The sequence below is a fragment of the Kribbella sp. NPDC043289 genome, assembly GCF_056436705.1.
In genome coordinates, this window is the sequence record NZ_JBWKCB010000006.1 from 124476 (window position 1) to 145436 (window position 20961).

Below are 20961 nucleotides of genomic sequence, written 5' to 3' on the forward strand. Positions count from 1 at the left end.
GAGTCAGCTCCTGACTGTGCTTGTCAGCCGTGTCGGCGGTGGCGGCCGGGCTCGGGTTCGGCGGCGCGGGCTCGGGCCCGGGCGCGCGCCAACTCATCGGCCGCCACTGAGCCCGCCGAGTCGGCCGGGATGCGTTTCGTCGGGCGCTCCAGGTCGGTGATGTCGTCGAAAACCCTGCGGGCATGGCGCATCCGCGCCGCCGCCAGCAACAACACTCCGGCCGCAGCGAGTGCGATCAGCACCCACAGTTGCCACGACATAGCCTCACCGCCATGTACTCGCCCCGTTCCCCCGAGTAATCACCATAACTCTGAACGCAGCGCTTGGCGACCGTCTGTGCGCTTTCCGTCAACACACACACACACACACACTTCAAACCGTCGTTCGTTGCCGAATGCAATCACAAACGGTGATCAGGCAACGGCTGTGAGATCTCGCGACTGACGCTCAGTCACGACGCGGCGTGAGCCGGCCGCCGCGGAACAGGTACGCCGCGCGACCGTCCACCGGCTCCCGGAACGCCAGTACCTCGTACACCCCGCGCTCCGGCTCGGCCGCGATCAGCCGCGACTCGTCGAGCGGGACCAGCCGGGTCCGCCGCGGCTCCGGCATCAGCAGCCGCGCCTCGTCACTGACCGCCTCGTCGAGAACCCAGAACTCCCCGTTCTCGAAAGTGATCGTGGCCTGCATCAGTACGCCGGTGTACCGGCCCGTCACCAGCTCGGGCGCGATCCGGACCGCCTCGGTCGGCGGCTCCGGCCGGGTCGGCAGCTCGACGCCCGCAGTCTCGCGGAGCAGGTGGCCGACCAACTCGTCGTACAGCGCCGGGGTGTCGCCGCCGTTTGTGAGCAACGCGACCGCGACGCCCTTGTCCGGGACGAGGCGGAAGAACGCCGACTGGCCGACCGTCCCGCCGTCGTGACCGTAGAGCCGCCCGCCCTCGACGTCGAAGATCATCCAGCCGAGCCCCCAGTGCTGGGCGAACCCGCCGATCGCCGGTACGTCGACTTGCGGCTCCCACAACCGGTCGATCGTGGCCAGGTCGAACAACGTCGCGTCCAGGTACCCGCGGCCGAAGCCGATCAGGTCGCGCGCACTCATCGCCAGCAACGACCCGGCCGGCGCCATCGCATGCACCAGACTCCACACCGGCGCCGCCTGCAGCGGCGCCCCGGGCGTCGGCGACACGTGCCCGAGCGCAGCCCGATACAGCAACGCCTCGTCGGGAAGCGTCGCCACACGCTCCAACTCCAGCGGTACGACGATGCGCTCGCGCAGCAACTGGTGGTACGGCTTCCCGAGCAGCACCTCCGCGATCCGCCCGAGCACGACGAACCCGGCGTTGTTGTACGAGAACCCGGCACCCGGCCGAACCTCCTGCGCCAGCCCGGGGATCACGTCGCGGACGAACAACTCGACACCGTCATCACCGCGGGAGGTCGGCGTGAACGCGTCACCGGAGAATCCGCTGGAATGCGTGAGCAGGTGGCGCGGCGTGATCACCGCGGCCGCCTCCTCGTCGGCGAGCTTGAACTCGGGCAGGTAGTCCCGCACGGGACGGTCGAGGTCCACCGTCCCGTCGGCCACGAGCTGCATGATCAGCGTGGTCGTCCACAACTTGGTGATCGAACCGATCTGGAACACCGAGTCGACGGTCGCCTCGACGCCGGTGTTCAGGTTCAGTACGCCCGCGGCCGCCGTACTCACCTCGCCGTCGGCCAGGACGGCGACCGAGGCGGCGGGCACGCCGTGCTTGGTGATCAGATCCGCGAGGAAGGTGTCGAGCCAGCTCTGCACGTCGTCACTCCTTGGATGTCAGGACTCGGACCAGGTTCTCGCCGAGGACTTTCCGGATGGTTGCTTCGGGCAACCCTCGGCGCTGCAGTGCGTCGGTGACCAGGGGCAGGCCGGCCGGGCCTTCGAGGCCGGGGACGTACAGCTCGGCGTCCAGGCCCTGGATGACCACTGGCCGGTCGCAGGCCGGGATCTTCTCGCCGAACACCTCCGCGACGAAGTCGCTGCCGAGCCCGACGGCGTTCTCGCCGGCGACCTCGAGAATGTGCACGAGGTGGTCGGCCAGGTGGTCGACGGTCGGTTTCTCGGCGGTGGTCAGGAAACCGGCGAAGAAATTCACGCACACCACCCCACCTGTCGCGGCGATCGCGCGCAGCTGGTCGTCGGTCAGGTTGCGATGGTGCTCGCGCAGCGCGTACGCGCTCGAATGCGAAGCGACCACCGGCTTGGTGGCGAGCTCCAGGATGTGCTCGGTGCCGGCCCGACCGACGTGCGAGACGTCGATCAGTACGCCGAGCTCCTCGAGCAGGCCGACCGCTTCGACACCGGCGTGCGTCAGGCGGCTGCCGGTGGCGTCCTCGCCCGAGCCGTCGCCGAGTGCGCTGCGCCCGAAGTGCGTGAACGAGACCATCCGGACACCGAGCCGCTGCAGGGTCTGCAGGAGCTCGAGATCGGTGTCGATCTGCGGGCAGCCTTCGAGGGCGAGGACGAGCGCGATCTTGCCGGCCGCGGTCGCGACCTCGATGTCACCGGGCGCGGTGCACAGGGCGACCTGGTCGGCGTTCGCCTCGGCGACGCGGTGCGCGGCCTCGATCATCCGGAGCGTCTCGCGGAGCGCACCCTCGGGCAGGAACTCGGAGTCGATGAACACCGGCAGTACCTGGACGTCGATCCCACCGTCCCGCAGCTGCGGGATCCAGCGGTCCCGGAAGTACGCCGGCCACACCTGTTTCGGGCGCCGGGCCACCAGCATCAACAGGTCGTTGTGCGCGTCGGCCACGATCGCGTCCTGGTGCAGGTTCATTCGATCCCCCTGAAGGTCGGCGGAAACCAGAATATGCTCGGCGTGGTGAAGGTGCTCTCAGCGGAAAATGTCCGGCACGCCGTTCCGATGCCGGTCGCGGTCGACGCGGTCCGGAACGCGTTCCGCGAGCTGGCGGCCGGAAACTTCGTGCTGCCGCCGCGGCAGATTTTCGGAAACGGTGCGGTGCTGGTGATGTCGGCGTACCACTCGCCGAGCGGGACCGCGGTGGTGAAGAAGATCGGGATCGCGCTCGACCAGGCGCCGGCGATTCGCGCGACAGTGATCTGGACCGGCGACGGCGAGCAACTGGTGGCCGAAGGCAGTTCGATCACCACCTTGCGCACCGGTGCGGTCGTCGGCGTCGCGACCGACCTGCTCGCACCGGCCGACGCCACCCGGCTCACGGTGATCGGGACCGGCGCTCAGGCTCCGGACCAGGTCCGCGCGGTCCTCGCCGTACGCCCGATCGCGGATGTCGTCGTCACCGGGCGCTCGGCCGACCGCGCCGGGGCGCTCGCGCAGGATCTCGCCGCGGAGTTCGCCGACGTGAAGTTCACCGCGAGTACAAGCATCCAGGAAGCGGTCGCCGACGCGCACGTGGTGTGCTGCGCGACCTCCAGCAGTACGCCGCTGTTCACCGCCGACGACCTTCCGGCCGAGGTGCACGTCAACGCGATCGGCGCCTTCCGGCCGTCCATGCGCGAACTCCCCCGCGACCTCCTCGCCACGGCCGGCGTCGTCGTGGTCGACCAGGAGGAGGCGGCGATGGAGGAGTCCGGCGAGATCATCGACGCCGTCACGTCGGGCGCGCTGCAGCACTTGGTCGAGCTCGGTCCAGCGCTGTCCGACCCGCCCCGCCGTACCGGCCGGACCGTCTTCAAGTCCGTCGGCGTCGGACCGCAGGACTGGGCGATCGCCGCCGAACTGGCGAGGTCCTGATCCCCGCGCGGGGATCAGGACCCCGATTGTCAGTCGCTCACATCGTGTCGCACGGCAGGCCCCAGCTGTCGTAGCCGCCGCCCGGCTTGTGCCGCCACAGCTGCGCACACACGTTCGTCCCCGCCGCCGCCGGCCAGCTCACCGAGAAGTTCCGGATCGACCCGTTGTAGCTGTACGCCGGCCGGTTCTGGTGCCGCCCCGGGCTCCACACCTCGATGTGGTACGTCCCGCTCGGACCGCAGCCGTGGATGTGCTGGAGCTTCACGTACCCGTTCTGCGCCCAGATCCCGACGCACCGGCTGATCCCCGCCGACGCCGGCTCTGCCGCCACCAGGGCGCCACCCGCGAGCGCCCCCGTCGCGACCAGTGCTGCCCCGACCCGCCGGACCACCGTCGATCGTGCTGTCCCCATGGTTCCCTCCTGAGTGTGGACTGCGGGAGCGTCGAACCGCCCCCGTCGCCCACGACCGTAGGAAACCGGACTTTCAAAGGGCTTTCAGCGACTCAGGTCCAGCGGAGGACGCCCTTGCGGTAGGCGTAGAGGAGGCCTACCGCGACGAAGGCGAGGAAGACGAACATCTCGATCAGGGTCGCGAAGCCGAGCGTCGCGAAGATCGTGGCCCACGGGAAGAGGTAGATCGCGTCGACCGCGAAGATCACGTACAGGTACGCGAACAGGTAGTACCGGATGTGGACCTGCGCCCAGCCCTCGCCGACCGGGTCGACGCCGGACTCGTAGGTCTTGAGCTTGCCCTCGGTCGGATACGTGACCGTCAGCGCCTTGTTCAGCGCGAACGCGCCGATCAGCCCCACGAGGCCGAGCGCGACCACCGCGGCGACGACGCCATAGCTGTCCGACACGGGCAGCAGTCTAATTGGTGCAGAGCAGCAAAGAGTTGATCGAGACGTACGGGCCGTAGCCGGACTGGATGTCGGCGACCTGGAGCCGGAGCCGCGTCACGCCGGTGATGTCCTGGTTCAGCCAGGTCTCGGTCTCCTGCTTCATCCGGACCGACGTCAGCGCCGTCGTCCCGTTGTGCAGCGAGACCCGCACCGTGCCATCCGTCAGGTTGCCCAGCCAGTTCCGCGAGTAGCGGCAGCCGGTCGAGTCGACGTCGCCCCAGACGTACCCACCCTGGTTCGCCAGCAGGTCGGCCTCGGCCCGCCGCGGCCCTTCATTCGGCGGTACGACGGTGAACTGCGGCTGCCCCACGCCACCGCTCGCGAGCAGTCCCTTCTTGAAGATCCCGCGCCACACGTAGTGCTTGAAGCTGATCATCGGCGAGATCCCCGCGGTGTACGGCGCCTGCGCCGCGACCGCGATCCGGTACGTCCGGACCGACCCGGGCTGGACCGTGGTGATCGTCACGCTGCTGCCCGTCGAGTACCCGTGCGCGATCTCCTGCCAGCGCTTCTGCGACGGGATCCACTGGTGCAGCGGGATCCGGCTCCCGGCCGCGGGCGCCGGCGACAGCGTCCCGACCACCGTGATCACACCCTTGGTCGCGTCGGTCGTCCGGATGCTCGCGATCGTCGCGGTCCGGGTGGGAGTCGTCACCGACGCCGGCGCGGCGGCCGCCGTACTGCCGAGACTGAGGGCGCTGTTCGCCGGCGCCGCCGGGGCCGCGCACCCCACCATCGTCAACGTCAGCAGACCGACCAGTAAACGCACACGGCGCATGAAACAACTCCCTGAGGACCCCGAGTGTCACAGCTTGATGACGACACCCTGCCGGTTCTCCCTGCTGATCGCAAGCGAGCGCTTGCGCAGTGTGACACTGGGAGGTTTCGCCCTTACCGGAACAGATCGGCTTCTAACACCCCGTCCCAGGCTGTGGACCACCGGGGCTTCCGCATGGTTCCGTTCTAAGGGCGAACTAATATTGGGGTTATCACCCTGACGGGGGGATCGACCTGTTGCCCACGACGCGGCAGGGACGACCCAAGCTTCGACTTGGAGATGAACAGAACAGTGACCATCGAGGTCAAGCAGCTCGACCGCGTGGTGATCCGCTTCGCCGGCGACTCCGGCGACGGGATGCAACTCACGGGGGACAGGTTCACAGCGGAAACGGCATCGTTCGGCAACGACCTGTCGACGTTACCCAACTTCCCCGCAGAGATCCGGGCACCTGCCGGGACCCTGCCCGGGGTGTCGTCCTTCCAGCTCCACTTCGCCGATCACGACATCCTCACGCCGGGTGACGCGCCCGACGTGCTGATCGCGATGAACCCGGCGGCGCTGAAGGCGAACCTCAAGGACGTGCCGCGCGGCCGGACCCTGATCGTCGACACCGCCGACTTCACCGCGCGGAACCTGAAGCGGATCGGGTACGACGCGAACCCGCTGGAGACCGGCGAGCTGGACGCGTACCACGTCGTACCGCTGAACCTGACCGGCATGACGGTGGAGTCGGTCAAGGAGTTCGGACTCAGCCGCAAGGACGCGTCCCGGGCGAAGAACATGTACGCCCTCGGTCTGGTGTCCTGGCTGTTCCAGCGGCCGGTCGACTCGACGATCACGTTCCTGGAGACCAAGTTCGCGAGCAAGCCGGACATCCGGGACGCGAACATCGCGGCCTTCCGGGCGGGCTACAACTTCGGCGAGACCGCCGAGGAGTTCTCGGTCCGCTACGAGGTGAAGCCGGCCAGCATGGCCAGCGGTACGTACCGGAACATCTCGGGCAACCTCGCGCTGGCCTACGGCCTGGTCGCGGGCGCCCAGCGGGCCGGCCTGCCGCTGGTCCTCGGCGCGTACCCGATCACCCCGGCGTCCGACGTACTGCACGAGCTGTCCAAGCTCAAGCGGTTCAACGTCACCACGATCCAGGCCGAGGACGAGATCGCCGGTGTCGGCGCCGCGCTCGGTGCGTCGTTCGGCGGTGCGCTCGGGGTCACCACGTCGTCCGGCCCGGGCATCAGCCTGAAGTCCGAGACCATCGGCCTCGGCGTGATGCTCGAGCTGCCGCTGGTGGTCTGCGACATCCAGCGCGCCGGTCCGTCGACAGGTATGCCGACCAAGACCGAGCAGGCCGACCTGCTGCAGGTGATGTTCGGGCGCAACGGTGAGGCGCCGCTGCCGGTGCTCGCCGCCCAGTCCCCCGCGGACTGCTTCGCGATCGCGATCGAGGCGGCGCGGATCGCCATCACCTACCGCACGCCGGTGATCGTGCTGTCCGACGGCTACCTGGCGAACGGGTCCGAGCCGTGGCAGATCCCGGTCGTCGACGAACTGCCGACGATCGAGCCGAACTTCACCGTCGAGCCGAACGCGACCGACGACAACGGCGCCGCGAAGTACCTCCCGTACCTGCGTGACCCGGAGACCCTCGCCCGCGCCTGGGCGATCCCCGGTACGGCGGGCCTGGACCACCGGATCGGTGGCCTGGAGAAGGAGGACAAAACCGGCAACATCTCCTACGACCCGGCCAACCACGACCTGATGATCCGCACCCGCCAGGCCAAGGTGGACGCGGTCGCCCGGTCGATCCCGCCGGTCGAGGTCGACGACCCGGACGGTACGGCGAAGGTGCTGGTGCTCGGGTGGGGCTCGACGTACGGCCCGATCGGGGCCGGTGTCCGCCGGGTCCGCAAGGTCGGCGGCAAGGTCGCGCAGGCGCACCTGCGGCACCTGAACCCGTTCCCGTCGAACCTCGGGGACGTGCTTCGCAGCTACGACAAGGTCCTGGTCCCCGAGATGAACCTGGGCCAGCTGGCGATGCTGCTGCGCTCGAAGTACCTGGTCGACGTCGTCTCCTACGCGCAGGTCCGCGGGATGCCGCTGGGCGCCGCGGAGCTCGCCGAGGTGATCGGCAACCTGGTCGAGGAGACAGCCGGCATCGACGACGACGCCCGCCACCTCGGGACGGCCGCGGCCGCCCTGAAGCACGGCGAGGCACTGGCCGACCAGAACGGCCACCTGAAGGAGGGAGCACGATGAGCACCGTGGAGCTCGGCATGCCGAGCCTGCCCAACGGTCTGCAGGGCGTCCCGGCCGCGACCGAGCCGCAGAACCGCAAGGAGTACGTGTCGGACCAGGAGGTCCGCTGGTGCCCCGGCTGCGGTGACTACGCGGTACTCGCGGCCTTCCAGGGGTTCCTGCCCGACCTGGGGATCAAGCGCGAGAACGTGGCGATCGTCTCCGGCATCGGCTGCTCGTCCCGCTTCCCGTACTACCTGTCGACGTACGGCATGCACTCGATCCACGGCCGCGCGCCGGCGATCGCGACCGGTCTGGCGACCGCGCGGCCGGACCTGAGCGTCTGGGTGATCACCGGTGACGGCGACGCGCTGTCGATCGGCGGCAACCACCTGATCCACACGCTGCGGCGGAACGTGAACCTGAAGATCCTGCTGTTCAACAACCGGATCTACGGCCTCACCAAGGGTCAGTACTCGCCGACGTCGGAGCCGGGCAAGGTGACGAAGTCGACGCCGATGGGCTCGGTGGACAACCCGTTCAACCCGGTCTCGCTGGCGCTCGGCGCGGAGGCGACGTTCGTGGCCCGGACGGTCGACTCCGACCGCAAGCACCTGACCTCGGTACTGCGGGCCGCGGCCGAACACCGCGGTACGGCGTTCGTGGAGATCTACCAGAACTGCCCGATCTTCAACGACAACGCGTTCGAGGCGTTCAAGGACCCGGAGACCCGGGACGACGCGATCATCCCGCTCGTCCACGGCGAGCCGATCCGTTTCGGCACGGACGGCCGCCTCGGCGTCGTCCGGGACGGTTTCGCGTCGCTCGCCGTGCGCGAGATCGCGGACCTGCCGGGTGGCGAGGCGGACCTCGTGGTCCACGACGCCCACACCGAGGACCCGGCGTACGCGTTCGCGCTCTCCCGGCTCACCGACGGCGGCGTCCTGCACCGGGCTCCGGTCGGCGTCTTCCGGTCGGTCGAGCGCCCGGCGTATGACGACCTGGTGCGCCAGCAGATCACCACGGCGCAAGAGGCCCAGGGCACCGGCGACCTGCAGTCCCTGGTCACCGGCGCCGACACCTGGACGATCGACTAGAGCAGGTCCAAAAGGGTTTGGCCGGCCGCGCGGTCGAGATGACGCGCGGTCAGGCCGGCTGCTTGGGCTGCGATGACGTCCAGTTCGAGGTTGTCGCCGATCATCAGGGTCTCGGCCGGCTGGGCTCCGAGCGCTTCGCAGGTGCGCAGGTAGACCGACGGGTCCGGCTTGCTCGCGCCCAACTCCTCCGAGCAGCACACGGCGTCGACGAGATCGGCCAGTCCGATCGCCTGGAGCTTCAGGTTCTGCTGCCTGGTGCTGCCGTTGGTGAGGATTCCGATCCGCCAGCCGTTGCCCTTCGCAACTTCGAGCGCCGGCCGGGCGTCCGGGTAGGCGATCCAGTTGTTCAGGTAGTTCTTCAGATAGCCCTCGAAGATCTCGTCCAGCTCGGCGTCGGTCTCCGGAACCTCGCGCCCGAGTAGCGGGAGGAACGCCTGGAGCCGGCACCTGCGCTGCCCCTGGTGCGTGAGCTCCCCCGCCAGGAACCGGCCGAAGCAGTCCTCCTCGATCACAAACCACTCGGCGACCAACGCCTCCGTCGGCAGGACCCCGAGGTCCGTGAGCCAACTCCGGAGCCCGAGCTCCGCGGCGCCGCTGTGGTCGAACAACGTGTTGTCGAGGTCGAAAACAATGGCCTTCATGGGCGCCATCCTCTCCCGGCGTACCGAACAACGGGTAGTGGTCTGTCCATTGCCACCGCGGACAGCCGCAGTCCGCCTGCCGACGCAGCTGGCATGCCCACCACTACCCGTGCTTCGGTACAGCGATCAGCTCCGCACCACCGAGTCGCGATTGAGTTCGCGGTGGTTGGCGTACCCCGACAGCGCCAGCGTCAGGTCGAGTTCGGCGAGAAAGCAGCGCAGTACGTGCTCGACACCTGCCTGGCCGGCGAGTGCGAGGCCGTAGAGCAGCGGGCGGCCGAGCAGGACCGCCTTCGCGCCGAGCGACAGCGCCTTGGCTGCGTCGGATCCCGTGCGTACGCCGGAGTCGAACAGGACCGTCAGCTGTTCACCGACCGCGTCGGAGATCGCCGGGAGCGCGTCCAGCGCGGCGACGGCACCGTCGACCTGACGGCCGCCGTGGTTCGAGACCACGAGGCCGTCCACGCCGTGCTCGGCGGCGAGCTTGGCGTCCTCGACGTGCGTGATGCCCTTGAGCACGATCGGGCCGTCCCAGTTGTCGCGCAGGAACGAGAGGTCGTCCCACGACAGGCCGACGTTCGGGAACATCTGCGCCCAGTGCATGACCGCGGCGCCCGGGTCCTCGGCGATCGGCTTCGCGAGCTTCGCCTGGAACGCCGGGTCGCTGAAGTAGTTCGCGAGCCCTTCGCCCTTCAGGAACGGGAGGAACCCGCGGTCCAGGTCGGCCGGTCGCCAGCCGATCGTTCCCGTGTCGAGGGTGACGACGAGGACGGCGTACCCGGCGGCTTTGGCGCGCTGCAGGAAGCTCAGGCAGACGTCCTTGTCGGTCGGGTAGTACAGCTGGAACCACTTGCTGGTGGCCTCGATCTGCTCGATCGCGTGGCTCGCCTGGGTCGAGTGCGTGTAGGTCAGGCCGAGGGTGCTCGCGGCGCGGGCGGTGGCCAACTCGCCGTCCGGGTGCGCGAGGGTCTGGACACCGATCGGTGCGACCAGGACCGGGGCGGGCATCGCCGTACCGAGGATGGTGCAGGACAGGTCCCGGTCGGTGCTGCCACGCAGCATCCGCGGCACGAGGCGCCAGCGGTCGAACGCCGCCTGGTTGGCGCGCGCGGTCGCGCCGCCGCCGGCGCTCGGCACGATGTACCCCATCGCCTCGACCGGCAGCTTGCCGGCCGCCTGCGACTCCAGCCGCGCCAGGTCGGTGGTGATCTCCGGTGTCGTCCCCTGCAGCATGCCCTGCAGGTAGATCTGCAACTGGTAGTCCCCGAAGTTGGCCATGCCGGATGCTAACGGCAAGCCATGACATCCGTCAGCGTGCGGGCCCGACGTCCGTCAGCGTGCGGGCCCGACGTCCGTCAGCGTGCGGGCCCGACGTCCGTCAGCGCGGGAACCGGACGGATCGCATCCGTACGAGCGTCCGTTCGCGGCCAGAGTGATGGGCATGACGAACACGAACGTGGCGACCGCCCCCACGCAGTACGGCGTGCGGCGGAGCCTGCCCGCCCTCGGCCTGTTCTTCCTGTCCCCACTGGTCGGCGAGTTCCTGCTCGGGAACATCCCGATCAACGCGCTCTTCGCGCTCCTGACCCTGGCCCCGCTGTACGGCGGTGGCGCGGTCCTGATCCGCGAGATCGTCCGCCGGCAGGGCTGGGGCTACCCCAGCGTGCTGATCCTCGCCCTCGCGTACGGCGTGATCGAGGAAGGCATCACCACCCAGTCCCTGTTCAACCCGAACTACGCGCACCTGCGACTGCTCGATCCCGGCCACCTCTCGGCCCTCGGCATGGGCGCCCCGTGGACCCTGCTCGTCCTCAGCCTGCACACGGTCTGGAGCATCACCGTCCCGATCGTGCTGATGGAGTCGCTGTCCCGCCGCCCCCGCGAACCCTGGCTCGGCAAGATCGGCCTCAGTGTGTACGGCGCACTCTTCGTCGTCGGCGTCATCGCGACGACCGCGTTCGGCTACGGGCAGGACCCGTTCCGCGCGTCCGCCGGCCAGAACATCGGCGTCGGGGTCGCGATCGTCGTCCTTGTGGCGCTGGCCGTCCGGGTCGGCCGGAAATCTCTGCGGACGGCCGGAAACGCGCCGGCTGGAAATGTTCCGTCGGCGTGGATCGTCGGTGTGACCGCGCTGGTGCTGAGCTCGGCCTGGATGGTCGTCAACGACCAGATCAAGAACGGCTGGCTCGACGCCGTCGTCATGCTGGCACTCCAGATCCTCGCGGTCCTCGTCTTCGTGACCTGGTCCCGGCGGACCGGCTGGACCCGGCTGCACTCACTCGCGGCCGCGGGTGGCGCGCTGCTCACCTACGCGTGGCACGCCTTCCCGGAATCACCGGTCTTCGACACCTCCCGGACCGTCGATCTGATCGGGAACGCGGTGTTCGCCCTCGTCGCGGTGGCCGTCCTGATCTCTGCGACAATCAGGTGTGAAAAGTTCGGTGACTCCTGACACGACCGTGAGCGCGCGGCACGTCAACCTGGCGTTGTTCGCACTGGCGACCGGTGGTTTCGCGATCGGGACGACCGAGTTCGTCACGATGGGGCTGCTGCCGCAGATCGCGGACGGCGTCCGGATCTCGATCCCGACGGCCGGTCACGTCATCTCGGCGTACGCGCTGGGTGTCGTGGTCGGCGCTCCGGTGATCGCGGCGCTCGGCGCGCGGACCGGACGGAAACGGTTGCTGCTCGGGCTGATGGCCGTGTTCGTGGTCGGAAACGTGCTGTCGGCGATGGCCTCCAGTTACGAGTTCCTGATGGCCGCGCGGTTTCTGTCCGGCGTGCCGCACGGCGCGTTCTTCGGGATCGGCGCGGTCGTCGGTGCCTCGATGGTGCCGACCGGCCGGCGGGCGTGGGCGGTGTCGATGACGATGGTCGGGCTGCCGGTCGCGAACATCATCGGCGTACCGCTGACGACGCTGCTCGGGCAACGGCTCGGATGGCAGATCCCGTTCCTCGCGGTCGCCGTCCTCGGCCTGCTCACGCTGGTCGCGGTCTGGTTCTGGGTGCCGCCGCAGCCAGTCGGCAACGACGTGAACGTCCGGAGCGAGCTGAGCGCGCTGGCCCGGCCGCAGGTGTGGATGGCCCTGCTGGTCGGGATGGTCGGCTTCGGCGGCATGTTCGCGACCTACTCCTACATCACCCCGACGATGACTGAACTGGCCGGTTTCTCGGAATCCGCCGTCACGATCGTGCTCGCCGTGTACGGCGTGGGCATGACGGTCGGAACCGTTCTCGGCGGCCGGCTCGCCGACCGTGCATTGATGGGAAGCGTGTACGGCGGACTCGTCGCGGTGGCCGTCGTCCTCGGGACGTTCGGCTGGCTCGCGCAGACGCGGACCGGCGCGCTGATCGCGGTGTTCGCGATGGGCTGCTCCGCGAGCATCCTCGTACCGGCGCTGCAGACCCGCCTGATGGACGTCGCGCACGAGGGCCAGTCGCTGGCCGCGTCGCTGAACCACTCCACACTCAACATCGCCAACGCGCTCGGAGCCTGGCTCGGCGGCGTCGTCCTGGCCGCGGGGTACGGCTACGAGTGGCCGAGCCGCCTCGGCGCCGGGCTCGCCGTGGCCGGTCTGGTCCTGGCGGCGATTTCCGGTCTGATGGAACGCCGGGGGTCGACTCAGGTGCTTGCCTGAGGGTGTGATCACCGCCGACTTGGTTAGATCGGGGTATGGCGACCTTGACGTTGGGCGCGGCCGATCTGGTACGGCGGCGTGGGCTGCGGCGGATGCGGTCGGTGGCACTGGGCCTCCTGGTGCTCGCCGCCGTGATCTACGTGGCGACGCTGCACCGGGAGGGCGGCTGGGCGTACCTGAACGCGGCGGCCGAGGCAGCAATGGTGGGTGCGCTGGCGGACTGGTTCGCGGTCACCGCGCTGTTCCGGCACCCGCTCGGACTGCCGATTCCGCACACCGCGATCGTTCCGACCCGGAAAGACAGTCTGGCGGAAAGTCTCGAGCAGTTCGTCACCGAGAATTTCCTGTCCGAGGACGTGGTCGCGGAGAAGATGCACACCGCGCAGGTCAGCCGCCGGGTCGGTGAGTGGCTTGCCGACGGCAACCATGCCGAGCGGATCGTCGCGGAGGGCGCGCGCACCGTCGGGGCGGCGTTGCCGCGGCTCGGCGACGAGGACGTGGCGGCGTTCGTGCGCGGGTCGTTGCTGCCGCGGTTCGTGAAGGAACCGTTGAGCCCGATCGCCGGACACTTCGTCCAGTCGGTGGTCGAGGACGGCGCCCATCACGCGTTGTTCGACCTGCTGATGGTGGAGGCGTACGACTGGCTGGCGAACAACCGCGAACTGCTCGCGGACGTGGTCGGACCGCGGGCGCCGCGCTGGTCACCGCAGTGGGTGGACCGGTTGGTGATCGACCGGATCCACCGCGAGGCGCTGACCTGGCTGGGCGAGGTACGGGACAACCAGTCGCACCCGGCGCGGAAAGCGGTTGACCGGCTGCTGGCGCAGCTCGCGGACGATCTGCAGCACGACCCGGAAACGATGGAACGGTTCGAGGCGTGGAAGGCGCGGATGCTCACGCATCCGGACATGGGCAACAGCCTGACCGCGGTCTGGGACGCGATGCGGACGGCGCTCATCGACTCGATCAACGACCCGACCAGCACGCTGCGGGTCCGCGGCATCAAGTTCCTGCACGATCTCGGCCACCGTCTCCAGGACGACGAGGCGCTGCGCGACAAGGTCGACGCCCGCGCCGCCGAGGCCGTCGGGTACGTCGTGCGCACGTACGGAACCGAGATCGTTTCCGTCATTTCCGACACGATCGAACGCTGGGACGGCCACGAGGCCGCTGCCCGGATCGAGCTGCACGTCGGCCGCGACCTCCAGTTCATCCGCATCAACGGCACCGTCGTCGGCGCCCTCGTCGGTCTCGCGATCCACACCTTGAGCCAGCTCCTGTGACTCCGACGTACATCCGGAAACGGAAACGCCCGGCAGGCTGCGGCCTGTGGCCGTCGTACCTGATGGACACGGATGCCTTCGGCACCTGGTTCTACACACCCGCGCACTCGCTCGTCACCGAGGACGAGCGTGCGGCGGCTGTGGACGCGGCGGAAATGTTGGAACACGCGTTCCGGACCGGGGCCGAGCCGTTCGGCCGCGCCGGGTGGGAGCAGTTGGCCGCGGCGGTAGCGCTTGGGCTACCGCCGCTGACCGACTTCGCGGATCGTCCGCTGGGCTAAGACCTTGGGCTAGACGCCGCAGTTCGGGGCGCTCCACGTGTTGGAGGTGCGGATGTCCACGTGGGTGTGGTCGTTGTGGTCCGGGTACCCGGGCCCGAAGATGCCGCCGAAGCCGTGGTTGCGGGCTTCCTTGGCCATCGTGCAGAACGAGTGCACGCCGGTGAGGTCGGCCGAGCGGCCGTAGAGGTGCTCGCTGTTGCTGGCGCCACCGACCGCGCGGTTACACGGAATGCTGCGGAAACCGCTGGAAATACTGAGCGGCTGGTCACCGAGCGCGTGGCGCAGCGCCTCCAGCTGCCACATCGTCTGCAGCGCGTTCGCCTTGGTCGCGGCCGCTGACAACGGACCACCGTCGTACCCGGAACCGCCGCAGCCGTCGTCCAACTCGGCGTACGTGAAGTGGATCGGGGTGCAGTCGTCGTCCTGCAGGGCGTAGATCTTGCTGAACGTGGCCTGCCCGGCGATCCCGTCCGCCGCCAGTCCGTACGCCGACTGGAACCGCTGCACCGCGGCCTTGGTCGCCGGCCCGAACGCGCCGTCGGTCGCGAGATGAGCGCCGTACCCGGGGTACCCGGCGACGCGGATCTGGAGTTGCCGGACGTCCTCGCCGCTCGCGCCCTGGCTGAGCGTGCGGCCCCACGTGTAGCAACCGTCCGCATGCGCCACCGTCGTGGCGACGACCTGCGAAGCGGTCAGGGTTGCGGAGAACAACAGCAGTACGGCGAGCAGCCGCGGAAACGGTCGAGTGATGGACATCGGAACAACCTCCGGGGCGGTGAAGGGAACCTGTCCCGGCCCAGCATTCCGGGATATTCCGCCGCTTGGCCAGTACTCGGCGAAACTTTCCGACAACCCGCTGTTCATCTTCACGATCCCGCGGACCTGCATGATGTTGATCGGAACTGCCACCGACCACGGCTGCGGGGATGACGATGAAGGGCTTCGCGCGCCCGAACATGCTGGACGCGTTCGTGCGGGTCTGCACGCTGGCCGAGGGCCAGCACGGACTCGTGGCCATCGCCCAACTCCGCGGGGAGGTGACCGAGCAGATCCTCGCGCAGTGGGAGGAAGCCGACGTCGTCGAGCCGGTCATCGACGGCGTGATCCGGGTCCGCGCCGGCGCGAGCCACCCGCACCCGGCCCTCTACGCGACCTGGCTGCTCGCCGAACCCACGCCCGCGTGGGAACGGTCCCTGACCACCCTGGTGGTCTCCCACCAGTCCGCAGCCCTGCTGTACGGCGCCGGCACGGCGGCCCCCACCGGGATCGAGTTCTCCGGCCGGGCCCGGAACACCCTGCCCAGCGGGGTCACGGTGCATCCGCGCTCGGTCCCCGAAGCGGAGTGCAACGTCGTCGAGGGCATGCCGGTCACCGGTCCGGCGCGGACGCTGGCCGACCTCGCCGACGGCCAGGGCTTCGACCTGTCCGACCTCGGCCGGCTGGCCCGGTCGTTCATCGGCCAGGGCTGGGCGACCGACGAGAGCCTCGGCGCCGAGCTCACCGAGCAGTTCGCCGACCGCGATCCCGCACACGACGGGCCCGCCTGGCTCGAAGCCGCCCTCGACGCCGCCGCCAAGGGCTGACGGCATGAGGGCTGACGGCATGAGGGCTGACGGCATGAGGGCTGACGGCATGAGGGCTGACGGCATGAGGGCTGGCGGCATGAGCGGGTACGTCGGGCACCTCGACATCAGACTGTTCCGCGGTGCGTTCCGCCGGTGGCGTCACCTCACGGCCGAACTCGCGCGGATCAGCACGCCACGGTTTCCGGCCGACCGCGGCAGACGGCAGGTGGCCGCCGGTGACCTCCTCTGCCAGCTGAACCAGGGCGGCGACGCCTGGGAGCCAACAGGTTCGTTCCCGCTCCCTGGGTACGCCGAGGAATGGGCCGGTGCCGGCGAGTCCACGGGCGAGATCGACGCCGTGTACGAGCTGGCGCGCACGGCCAACGATCTCGACGTCTACAACAGCGCGTTCGGGCACCTGCCCGACGACGAGTACGTGGCCCGGGTGCGCGACGCCGTACTCGCGGTCGCTCCCGCCGGGCGCGACCCACTCGACGGTGGCGTGGGACTCGGCGGGCTGGTGCGGTACACGACCCGCTCGGTCGAGGTCGCGGGCAGCGGGCATCTTGTCTTCACCATCGACGTCCAACCGGTCGACGACAGCCGGGGGCCACTCGGCGTCCGGCCCGACGGCGACCGGTTCTCGATCGAGCTCGACGTGAAGATGCCGACGATGATCCAGCGAACCAGCGAGTCCCAGCGGGCCCGGCGATCGGTCGTCGGCGCCAAGCTCGCGGGCCTGCGGCCGATCACGCCGTTGCAGCGGCCGGTCGAGGACCTGGCGGCCGACAAGATGGCGGCCCTCGCCTGCAAGCCGGGCGTCGGCGACGGGATCGCCGCGCCGCGCTTCAAGGACATCGCGGATCTGTACTACATCGCGCGGACCTGCCCCATGGACGGCGACAAGCTGCGCAAGGCGCTCGCCGAGAACTGGCACTGGCGCGAGGCGGGCCGCAGCGGACCGCCGTACCCCTATCGGTTCTACGGGCAGGCGCCGGCGCGGGACGACGAGACCGAGATCCTCTGGGACCAAGGCTTCGCGCAGTTGCGGGAGCGGATCACGCAGCTCCAGGACTATCCGGAGTTCGCGGAGATGACGGCCACGATCAACACCTTCCTGGACGGTGCGGCCGATCGGTCGAACGGGGTGTGGGACCCGAGCCGTGGCCAGTGGGCGCCGTCGGTGCGCAGCGAGGTCGAGTCGGCGATCGGGCACGCGCTGGCACCGGCGAACCGCGAGGCCGACACCGCGCACGAGCCGATCGTGCCGATGCAGAAGCACCTGTTCGTGTTCGACGTCGATCAGACGATCAGCAAGCACGACACGCTGCACACGTTGGCCGAGCGGGCAGGGCGGCTGGCCGAGGTCGACGCGGCCCGGGATCCCGATTACGAGACGTCGATCCGGGCCAAGGTCGCCGCGCTCCGCGGGGTCGACGCGTCGCTGGTGCGCGACGTCGCGGACTCGATCCAGCTCAACGAGGGTGTCGAGGAGCTGATCCACGGCCTGAAGGCGGCCGGCCACGAGGTCGCGATCGCCAGCGGTGGCTTCGACGCGATCGTCGGACCGCTCGCGGAACGCCTCGGTGTCGAGCGGTACGCCGCTGGCACGCTCGGGATCGATCACGAACGCGGCGTACTGACCGGTGAAGTGAGCGGGCTCGTCGACGGGCCGGGCAAGGCGACCGCCATCCGCCGGTGGAACGAGGAGCTCGGGATCCCGCGCGAACGGACCATCGCGATCGGGGACGGCAGCAACGACGTGGACATGTTCAAGGCAGTCGGATTCGCGGCGGGCTTCCAGCCGGGCGCCGCGGCCGCAGCCGCGTCCCACACGCACATCCAGGACATGGGCCAGCTCAACCGCGTCGTCAACCTACCGCCACCCGACCGCCTCACCGGCCGCCGCAGCACCTCCGAACGCGCCACCTGACCCGCCACCTGCATCGGCCGCTGCCGTCAGCCGACACGCTCCGATCGCGGGGCGAGGCAACCATTCGCGGGACCCAGCCGGTCCTGCAGGATGTGAGCATCGACGACGGTGTGTTGACAGTGCGAGAGGTGGCGGCCGTGGCGACCGTGGACAGCTTCGACGCGTTCGTCGCCGCACGCTCCCCCGCCCTGCTCCGGACCGCGTACCTGCTGACCCAGGACCACGCGCTCGCCGAGGACCTGGTGCAGACCGCGCTGGCGAAGGCGTGGTTCCACTGGTCGCGGATCCGCGAGGACAACCCCGAGCCGTACGTCCGGCGGATCCTCGTCACGACGTACTCGTCCTGGTGGCGACGGAAGTGGAACCACGAGATCCCGACCGAGGACCTGCCCGAGGGGCCCGCCCCGGACGGCGCGGACCGCCTCGACCTGTGGGACGCGATCGGCCGGCTCCCCCGCCGGCAACGCTCGGTCGTCGTACTGCGCTTCTACGAGGACCTCAGCGAGTCCGAAACCGCCCGGCTGATGGGCAGCAGTGTCGGCACCGTGAAGAGCCAGACCGCCAAGGCCCTCGCGAAGCTCCGCGTCGACCCGTCCCTGACCCCGAGTACTCCGGCAGACCTGGAGACCCCGCGATGAACCTCCAAGACCTGCGCGACGAACTCAGCACCCGCGCCACCGATCAGCGCCCAGTCGACGTACTCCCGGGTGTCCAGCAGCGGATCCGCCGCACCAAGCAGCGCCGTACCGCTGGGGCTCTCGGCGTGGTCGCCGTACTCGCCGCCGTCGCCGTCGGCCTCGTGCCGACACTGCGCTCGACGCATCCGGCCCCCGCTGACGACTCGCCACAGGACTACACCCGCGACGGCCTCACGGTTCCCGGTACGGTCGGCAGCGACAAGTTGCTCAAGGCATGGATCGGCGACCGCGGCCAGGACAGCGCCGCATTCTCCTGGACACCGACCACGAACTCGATCACCGTGCACGCCAACTGCACAGCGGACGGTGGCGAGTACGCCATCCGCTTCAAGATCAACGGCTGGTACGTCGGCGACGCGAGCTGCCTCAGCGGGCCCGACTCCTGGGCGCTGGGGAGCAGCGTGTCGCTCGGTCCGGACTCGCCCTTCTGGCTGACCTCCCCGGTCGGAAAACCGGCTCAGGTGTCCGCCGACCTGATCGATCTGGCGACGCGCAAGGTGGTCACGCCGCACGCCCGGATCGCGTTCGGCCTCTACTCCACGCCGGCCATGGCGCCCGCGGCCAACGGCGCACCGACCCGCTGGCCGGTGGGCGGACCGGACGACTACACCAAGGACGGCGTCGTCTACCGGCACCAGATCGGCGGCGACACGCTGGCCGCCGCGACGGTCGCCGACCCCGGCCGGAACGAGGTCCGCTTCAGCTTCACCTCCACCGGCCGCCCACTCGTCCTGCATGACTTCTGTACGGCGAACGCGGGCTCCGACGGCCAGGACCAGCCGTACTCCGTGTCGATCCGCGTCGGCCCGGGGGCACCGCACCAGTCCACGTGCGAGGCGAACTCGACCGATGCAGGTGCCGGCAGCAGCCTGACGGTCGCCACTCCAGTGCCGGCCGGGCAGCAGGTCGACGTGGTCGCGCAGGTCGTGCAGGCCAAACCGAACGGACCCGCCGTCCCGCCCGATGTCCGACTAGGTCTCGGGGTCTACTTCCAGGGCGCTCAGCGGACAGTCGACGGCGTACAACTGCCGGAGCGGATCGAGCGCGGCGGGTACGACTACCGCCTCACCGACGTCCGAACGGCGGCCGGCCCGACCAAGCGACTGACCATGAACACGCCCGCCGGCACCCCGTACGTCGTCGCGTACAGCAGCTCGCCGCTCGGTGACTCCGGCGAGCTCATCGGCACCCTCCAGGTCGGCAGAACCGAGAGCGCGAGCGGCTCCGGATCTGACAGCGGCGGGAGCTTGGGGACCAGCTACGAAACACACGCCGCCGGCCCGGCCGACCACGCCACTCTGATCGTCACGACGGGAGAACCGACCAAGGGCCGGCTGATCCTGGCTGTTTACCTACCTGCTTAGACCCAGCTGTGCAGGTCGGCGGCGTCCTTGGTGAACTGTTCGGGTGAGTCGTCCGCGACGAACTCGAGCAGGGCGTTGATGTCGCGCGGCTCGGCGGCGAGGCGGTCGAGGACCGGGCGCCACAGCGACTCCCGGGCCGCGAGCGGCAGCCGGTTGTTCGACGGCCACCAGGAGAACACGTGCACCGTGCTCAGCCAGGGCATCAGTGACTCCAGTTGCTGCAGGCACTGCGCGTCGTCGAGGTCCACCGGCGGCTGCCAGTACGTCGTGAGGTTCGGCGCGCCCACGTCAAGCAGCAGAGTGATCGTCGAGTCGACCTCATCGGTGAGCGTGTTGCGGTGGAACTCCATCGCGATCTCGATCCCCGCACCGGCTGCCATGTCGGCCAGTTCGCTGAGCCCGCGGGTCACGGCCATCCGGTCGCCGACGCCCGCTTCCGCCGTACCGACGTTGCCGGCCCAGACGCGGATCCGGGGCGCACCGAGCGCCTGGGCGGTGGCGACCGCGGACCGCATCTCCTCGCGGTCGACGTTGCCGGCCCGCAGGTACGAGCCGTACGCCGCGACCTGGAGCCCGTGCACCTCGGTCAGGTTCCGGACGCGCTTCGCGTTCACCAGGTTGCCGAGCGGGACGTGGATGTCACCGCCCCACTCGATCGCCGAGAGCCCGGACTTCGCCGCTACCTCCACCACCTGGTCGACCGGCAACTGGCGGAACGTCACCGAGACCAGACCGGTCCTCACACCCACGCGGGCCTCCTCGTCTGCACCCCTCTATCCAACCGC

At 69.5% G+C, this 20961-nt stretch carries 21 protein-coding genes; 11 read left to right on the forward strand and 10 right to left on the reverse strand.

What is annotated here, in order from left to right:
* Nucleotides 1-23: 23 nt before the first annotated feature.
* The 3 genes from AC0662_RS31330 to AC0662_RS31340 form a co-directional block, all read right to left on the reverse strand.
* Nucleotides 24-260 carry a hypothetical protein gene (locus tag AC0662_RS31330; protein WP_452193588.1) on the reverse strand — a complete coding sequence of 79 codons (237 nt, stop codon included), beginning with the start codon at nt 258-260 and terminating at the stop codon, nt 24-26.
* Between the two features lie 187 nt (nt 261-447).
* Nucleotides 448-1797, reverse strand: coding sequence for a serine hydrolase domain-containing protein (locus AC0662_RS31335; protein ID WP_452193586.1), 1350 nt, complete (start codon nt 1795-1797; stop codon nt 448-450).
* 4 nt (nt 1798-1801) lie between these two features.
* Nucleotides 1802-2818 (reverse strand): dipeptidase, encoded by a 1017-nt coding sequence (locus AC0662_RS31340; protein WP_478305161.1) that lies wholly within the window; start codon nt 2816-2818, stop codon nt 1802-1804.
* A gap of 45 nt (nt 2819-2863) precedes the next feature.
* On the opposite strand from AC0662_RS31340, the gene AC0662_RS31345 reads away from it, so the two are divergent.
* The gene (locus tag AC0662_RS31345; protein WP_478305163.1) at nt 2864-3757 is read left to right on the forward strand and encodes an ornithine cyclodeaminase family protein; all 894 of its coding nucleotides are present in this window, start codon (nt 2864-2866) and stop codon (nt 3755-3757) included.
* 37 nt (nt 3758-3794) lie between these two features.
* On the opposite strand, the gene AC0662_RS31350 is transcribed toward AC0662_RS31345, so the two are convergent.
* The 3 genes from AC0662_RS31350 to AC0662_RS31360 form a co-directional block, all read right to left on the reverse strand.
* Nucleotides 3795-4169: a hypothetical protein gene (locus AC0662_RS31350; RefSeq protein WP_478305165.1), complete on the reverse strand. Its 375-nt coding sequence runs from the start codon at nt 4167-4169 to the stop codon at nt 3795-3797.
* A 92-nt stretch (nt 4170-4261) separates the two neighbouring features.
* Complete coding sequence (locus AC0662_RS31355) at nt 4262-4618, reverse strand: NADH-quinone oxidoreductase subunit A (RefSeq protein ID WP_387770854.1); 357 nt, start codon at nt 4616-4618, stop codon at nt 4262-4264.
* 10 nt (nt 4619-4628) lie between these two features.
* Nucleotides 4629-5438, reverse strand: a complete 810-nt coding sequence (locus AC0662_RS31360) for a hypothetical protein (protein ID WP_478305167.1) — start codon at nt 5436-5438, stop codon at nt 4629-4631.
* A 279-nt stretch (nt 5439-5717) separates the two neighbouring features.
* Between AC0662_RS31360 and AC0662_RS31365 the strand changes: the two genes are divergently transcribed.
* Together AC0662_RS31365 and AC0662_RS31370 are read left to right on the forward strand one after the other, a co-directional pair.
* Nucleotides 5718-7697 carry a 2-oxoacid:acceptor oxidoreductase subunit alpha gene (locus AC0662_RS31365; protein WP_452193576.1) on the forward strand — a complete coding sequence of 660 codons (1980 nt, stop codon included), beginning with the start codon at nt 5718-5720 and terminating at the stop codon, nt 7695-7697.
* The gene (locus AC0662_RS31370; protein WP_452193575.1) at nt 7694-8773 is read left to right on the forward strand and encodes a 2-oxoacid:ferredoxin oxidoreductase subunit beta; all 1080 of its coding nucleotides are present in this window, start codon (nt 7694-7696) and stop codon (nt 8771-8773) included. Before AC0662_RS31365 ends, AC0662_RS31370 begins: the two co-directional genes overlap by 4 nt.
* Here the strand turns inward: AC0662_RS31370 and AC0662_RS31375 are convergent.
* Nucleotides 8770-9414 (reverse strand): HAD family hydrolase, encoded by a 645-nt coding sequence (locus tag AC0662_RS31375; RefSeq protein WP_452193573.1) that lies wholly within the window; start codon nt 9412-9414, stop codon nt 8770-8772. The genes AC0662_RS31370 and AC0662_RS31375 overlap by 4 nt on opposite strands.
* Before the next feature lie 126 nt (nt 9415-9540).
* On the reverse strand, nt 9541-10692 hold the full coding sequence (locus tag AC0662_RS31380) for a lactate 2-monooxygenase (protein WP_452193572.1): 1152 nt from the start codon (nt 10690-10692) through the stop codon (nt 9541-9543).
* 163 nt (nt 10693-10855) lie between these two features.
* Here AC0662_RS31380 and AC0662_RS31385 point away from each other — a divergent pair, with 163 nt between their 5' ends.
* From AC0662_RS31385 to AC0662_RS31400, 4 genes are read left to right on the forward strand one after another with little or no spacing between them, the layout of a single operon-like run.
* Nucleotides 10856-11866 carry a hypothetical protein gene (locus AC0662_RS31385; protein ID WP_452193570.1) on the forward strand — a complete coding sequence of 337 codons (1011 nt, stop codon included), beginning with the start codon at nt 10856-10858 and terminating at the stop codon, nt 11864-11866.
* Nucleotides 11856-13052 carry an MFS transporter gene (locus AC0662_RS31390; protein ID WP_452193569.1) on the forward strand — a complete coding sequence of 399 codons (1197 nt, stop codon included), beginning with the start codon at nt 11856-11858 and terminating at the stop codon, nt 13050-13052. Before AC0662_RS31385 ends, AC0662_RS31390 begins: the two co-directional genes overlap by 11 nt.
* A gap of 35 nt (nt 13053-13087) precedes the next feature.
* Entirely contained in the window at nt 13088-14335 is a 1248-nt protein-coding gene (locus AC0662_RS31395; protein ID WP_452193567.1) for a DUF445 domain-containing protein, read from the forward strand.
* Nucleotides 14332-14616, forward strand: coding sequence for a hypothetical protein (locus tag AC0662_RS31400; protein WP_452193565.1), 285 nt, complete (start codon nt 14332-14334; stop codon nt 14614-14616). Before AC0662_RS31395 ends, AC0662_RS31400 begins: the two co-directional genes overlap by 4 nt.
* A gap of 9 nt (nt 14617-14625) precedes the next feature.
* Here AC0662_RS31400 and AC0662_RS31405 read toward each other — a convergent pair whose 3' ends face one another.
* The gene (locus AC0662_RS31405; protein ID WP_452193564.1) at nt 14626-15372 is read right to left on the reverse strand and encodes a D-Ala-D-Ala carboxypeptidase family metallohydrolase; all 747 of its coding nucleotides are present in this window, start codon (nt 15370-15372) and stop codon (nt 14626-14628) included.
* A 176-nt stretch (nt 15373-15548) separates the two neighbouring features.
* Between AC0662_RS31405 and AC0662_RS31410 the strand changes: the two genes are divergently transcribed.
* The 4 genes from AC0662_RS31410 (at nt 15549) to AC0662_RS31425 (ending at nt 20176) form a co-directional block, all read left to right on the forward strand.
* The gene (locus tag AC0662_RS31410; RefSeq protein WP_452193562.1) at nt 15549-16199 is read left to right on the forward strand and encodes a hypothetical protein; all 651 of its coding nucleotides are present in this window, start codon (nt 15549-15551) and stop codon (nt 16197-16199) included.
* A gap of 79 nt (nt 16200-16278) precedes the next feature.
* Nucleotides 16279-18114, forward strand: coding sequence for an HAD-IB family phosphatase (locus AC0662_RS31415; protein ID WP_478305170.1), 1836 nt, complete (start codon nt 16279-16281; stop codon nt 18112-18114).
* A 137-nt stretch (nt 18115-18251) separates the two neighbouring features.
* A complete protein-coding gene (locus AC0662_RS31420) occupies nt 18252-18752 on the forward strand; it encodes a SigE family RNA polymerase sigma factor (RefSeq protein WP_478305172.1) in 501 nt (166 codons plus the stop codon).
* A complete protein-coding gene (locus tag AC0662_RS31425) occupies nt 18749-20176 on the forward strand; it encodes a hypothetical protein (protein WP_478305174.1) in 1428 nt (475 codons plus the stop codon). The genes AC0662_RS31420 and AC0662_RS31425 overlap by 4 nt, the downstream gene beginning before the upstream one ends.
* Here the strand turns inward: AC0662_RS31425 and AC0662_RS31430 are convergent.
* The gene (locus tag AC0662_RS31430) at nt 20173-20925 is read right to left on the reverse strand and encodes a sugar phosphate isomerase/epimerase family protein (RefSeq protein WP_452193556.1); all 753 of its coding nucleotides are present in this window, start codon (nt 20923-20925) and stop codon (nt 20173-20175) included. The genes AC0662_RS31425 and AC0662_RS31430 overlap by 4 nt on opposite strands.
* Nucleotides 20926-20961: the final 36 nt, after the last annotated feature.

Bases quoted from the DNA above. Each gene is read 5' to 3' on its own strand.
- AC0662_RS31405 (WP_452193564.1), bottom strand. From the start codon at position 15,372: ATGTCCATCACTCGACCGTTTCCGCGGCTGCTCGCCGTACTGCTGTTG.
- AC0662_RS31360 (WP_478305167.1), bottom strand. From the start codon at position 5,438: ATGCGCCGTGTGCGTTTACTGGTCGGTCTGCTGACGTTGACGATGGTG.
- AC0662_RS31410 (WP_452193562.1), top strand. From the start codon at position 15,549: ATGAAGGGCTTCGCGCGCCCGAACATGCTGGACGCGTTCGTGCGGGTC.
- AC0662_RS31350 (WP_478305165.1), bottom strand. From the start codon at position 4,169: ATGGGGACAGCACGATCGACGGTGGTCCGGCGGGTCGGGGCAGCACTG.
- AC0662_RS31380 (WP_452193572.1), bottom strand. From the start codon at position 10,692: ATGGCCAACTTCGGGGACTACCAGTTGCAGATCTACCTGCAGGGCATG.
- AC0662_RS31330 (WP_452193588.1), bottom strand. From the start codon at position 260: ATGTCGTGGCAACTGTGGGTGCTGATCGCACTCGCTGCGGCCGGAGTG.
- AC0662_RS31370 (WP_452193575.1), top strand. From the start codon at position 7,694: ATGAGCACCGTGGAGCTCGGCATGCCGAGCCTGCCCAACGGTCTGCAG.
- AC0662_RS31375 (WP_452193573.1), bottom strand. From the start codon at position 9,414: ATGAAGGCCATTGTTTTCGACCTCGACAACACGTTGTTCGACCACAGC.
- AC0662_RS31340 (WP_478305161.1), bottom strand. From the start codon at position 2,818: ATGAACCTGCACCAGGACGCGATCGTGGCCGACGCGCACAACGACCTG.
- AC0662_RS31385 (WP_452193570.1), top strand. From the start codon at position 10,856: ATGACGAACACGAACGTGGCGACCGCCCCCACGCAGTACGGCGTGCGG.
- AC0662_RS31365 (WP_452193576.1), top strand. From the start codon at position 5,718: ATGAACAGAACAGTGACCATCGAGGTCAAGCAGCTCGACCGCGTGGTG.
- AC0662_RS31395 (WP_452193567.1), top strand. From the start codon at position 13,088: ATGGCGACCTTGACGTTGGGCGCGGCCGATCTGGTACGGCGGCGTGGG.
- AC0662_RS31425 (WP_478305174.1), top strand. From the start codon at position 18,749: ATGAACCTCCAAGACCTGCGCGACGAACTCAGCACCCGCGCCACCGAT.
- AC0662_RS31415 (WP_478305170.1), top strand. From the start codon at position 16,279: ATGAGCGGGTACGTCGGGCACCTCGACATCAGACTGTTCCGCGGTGCG.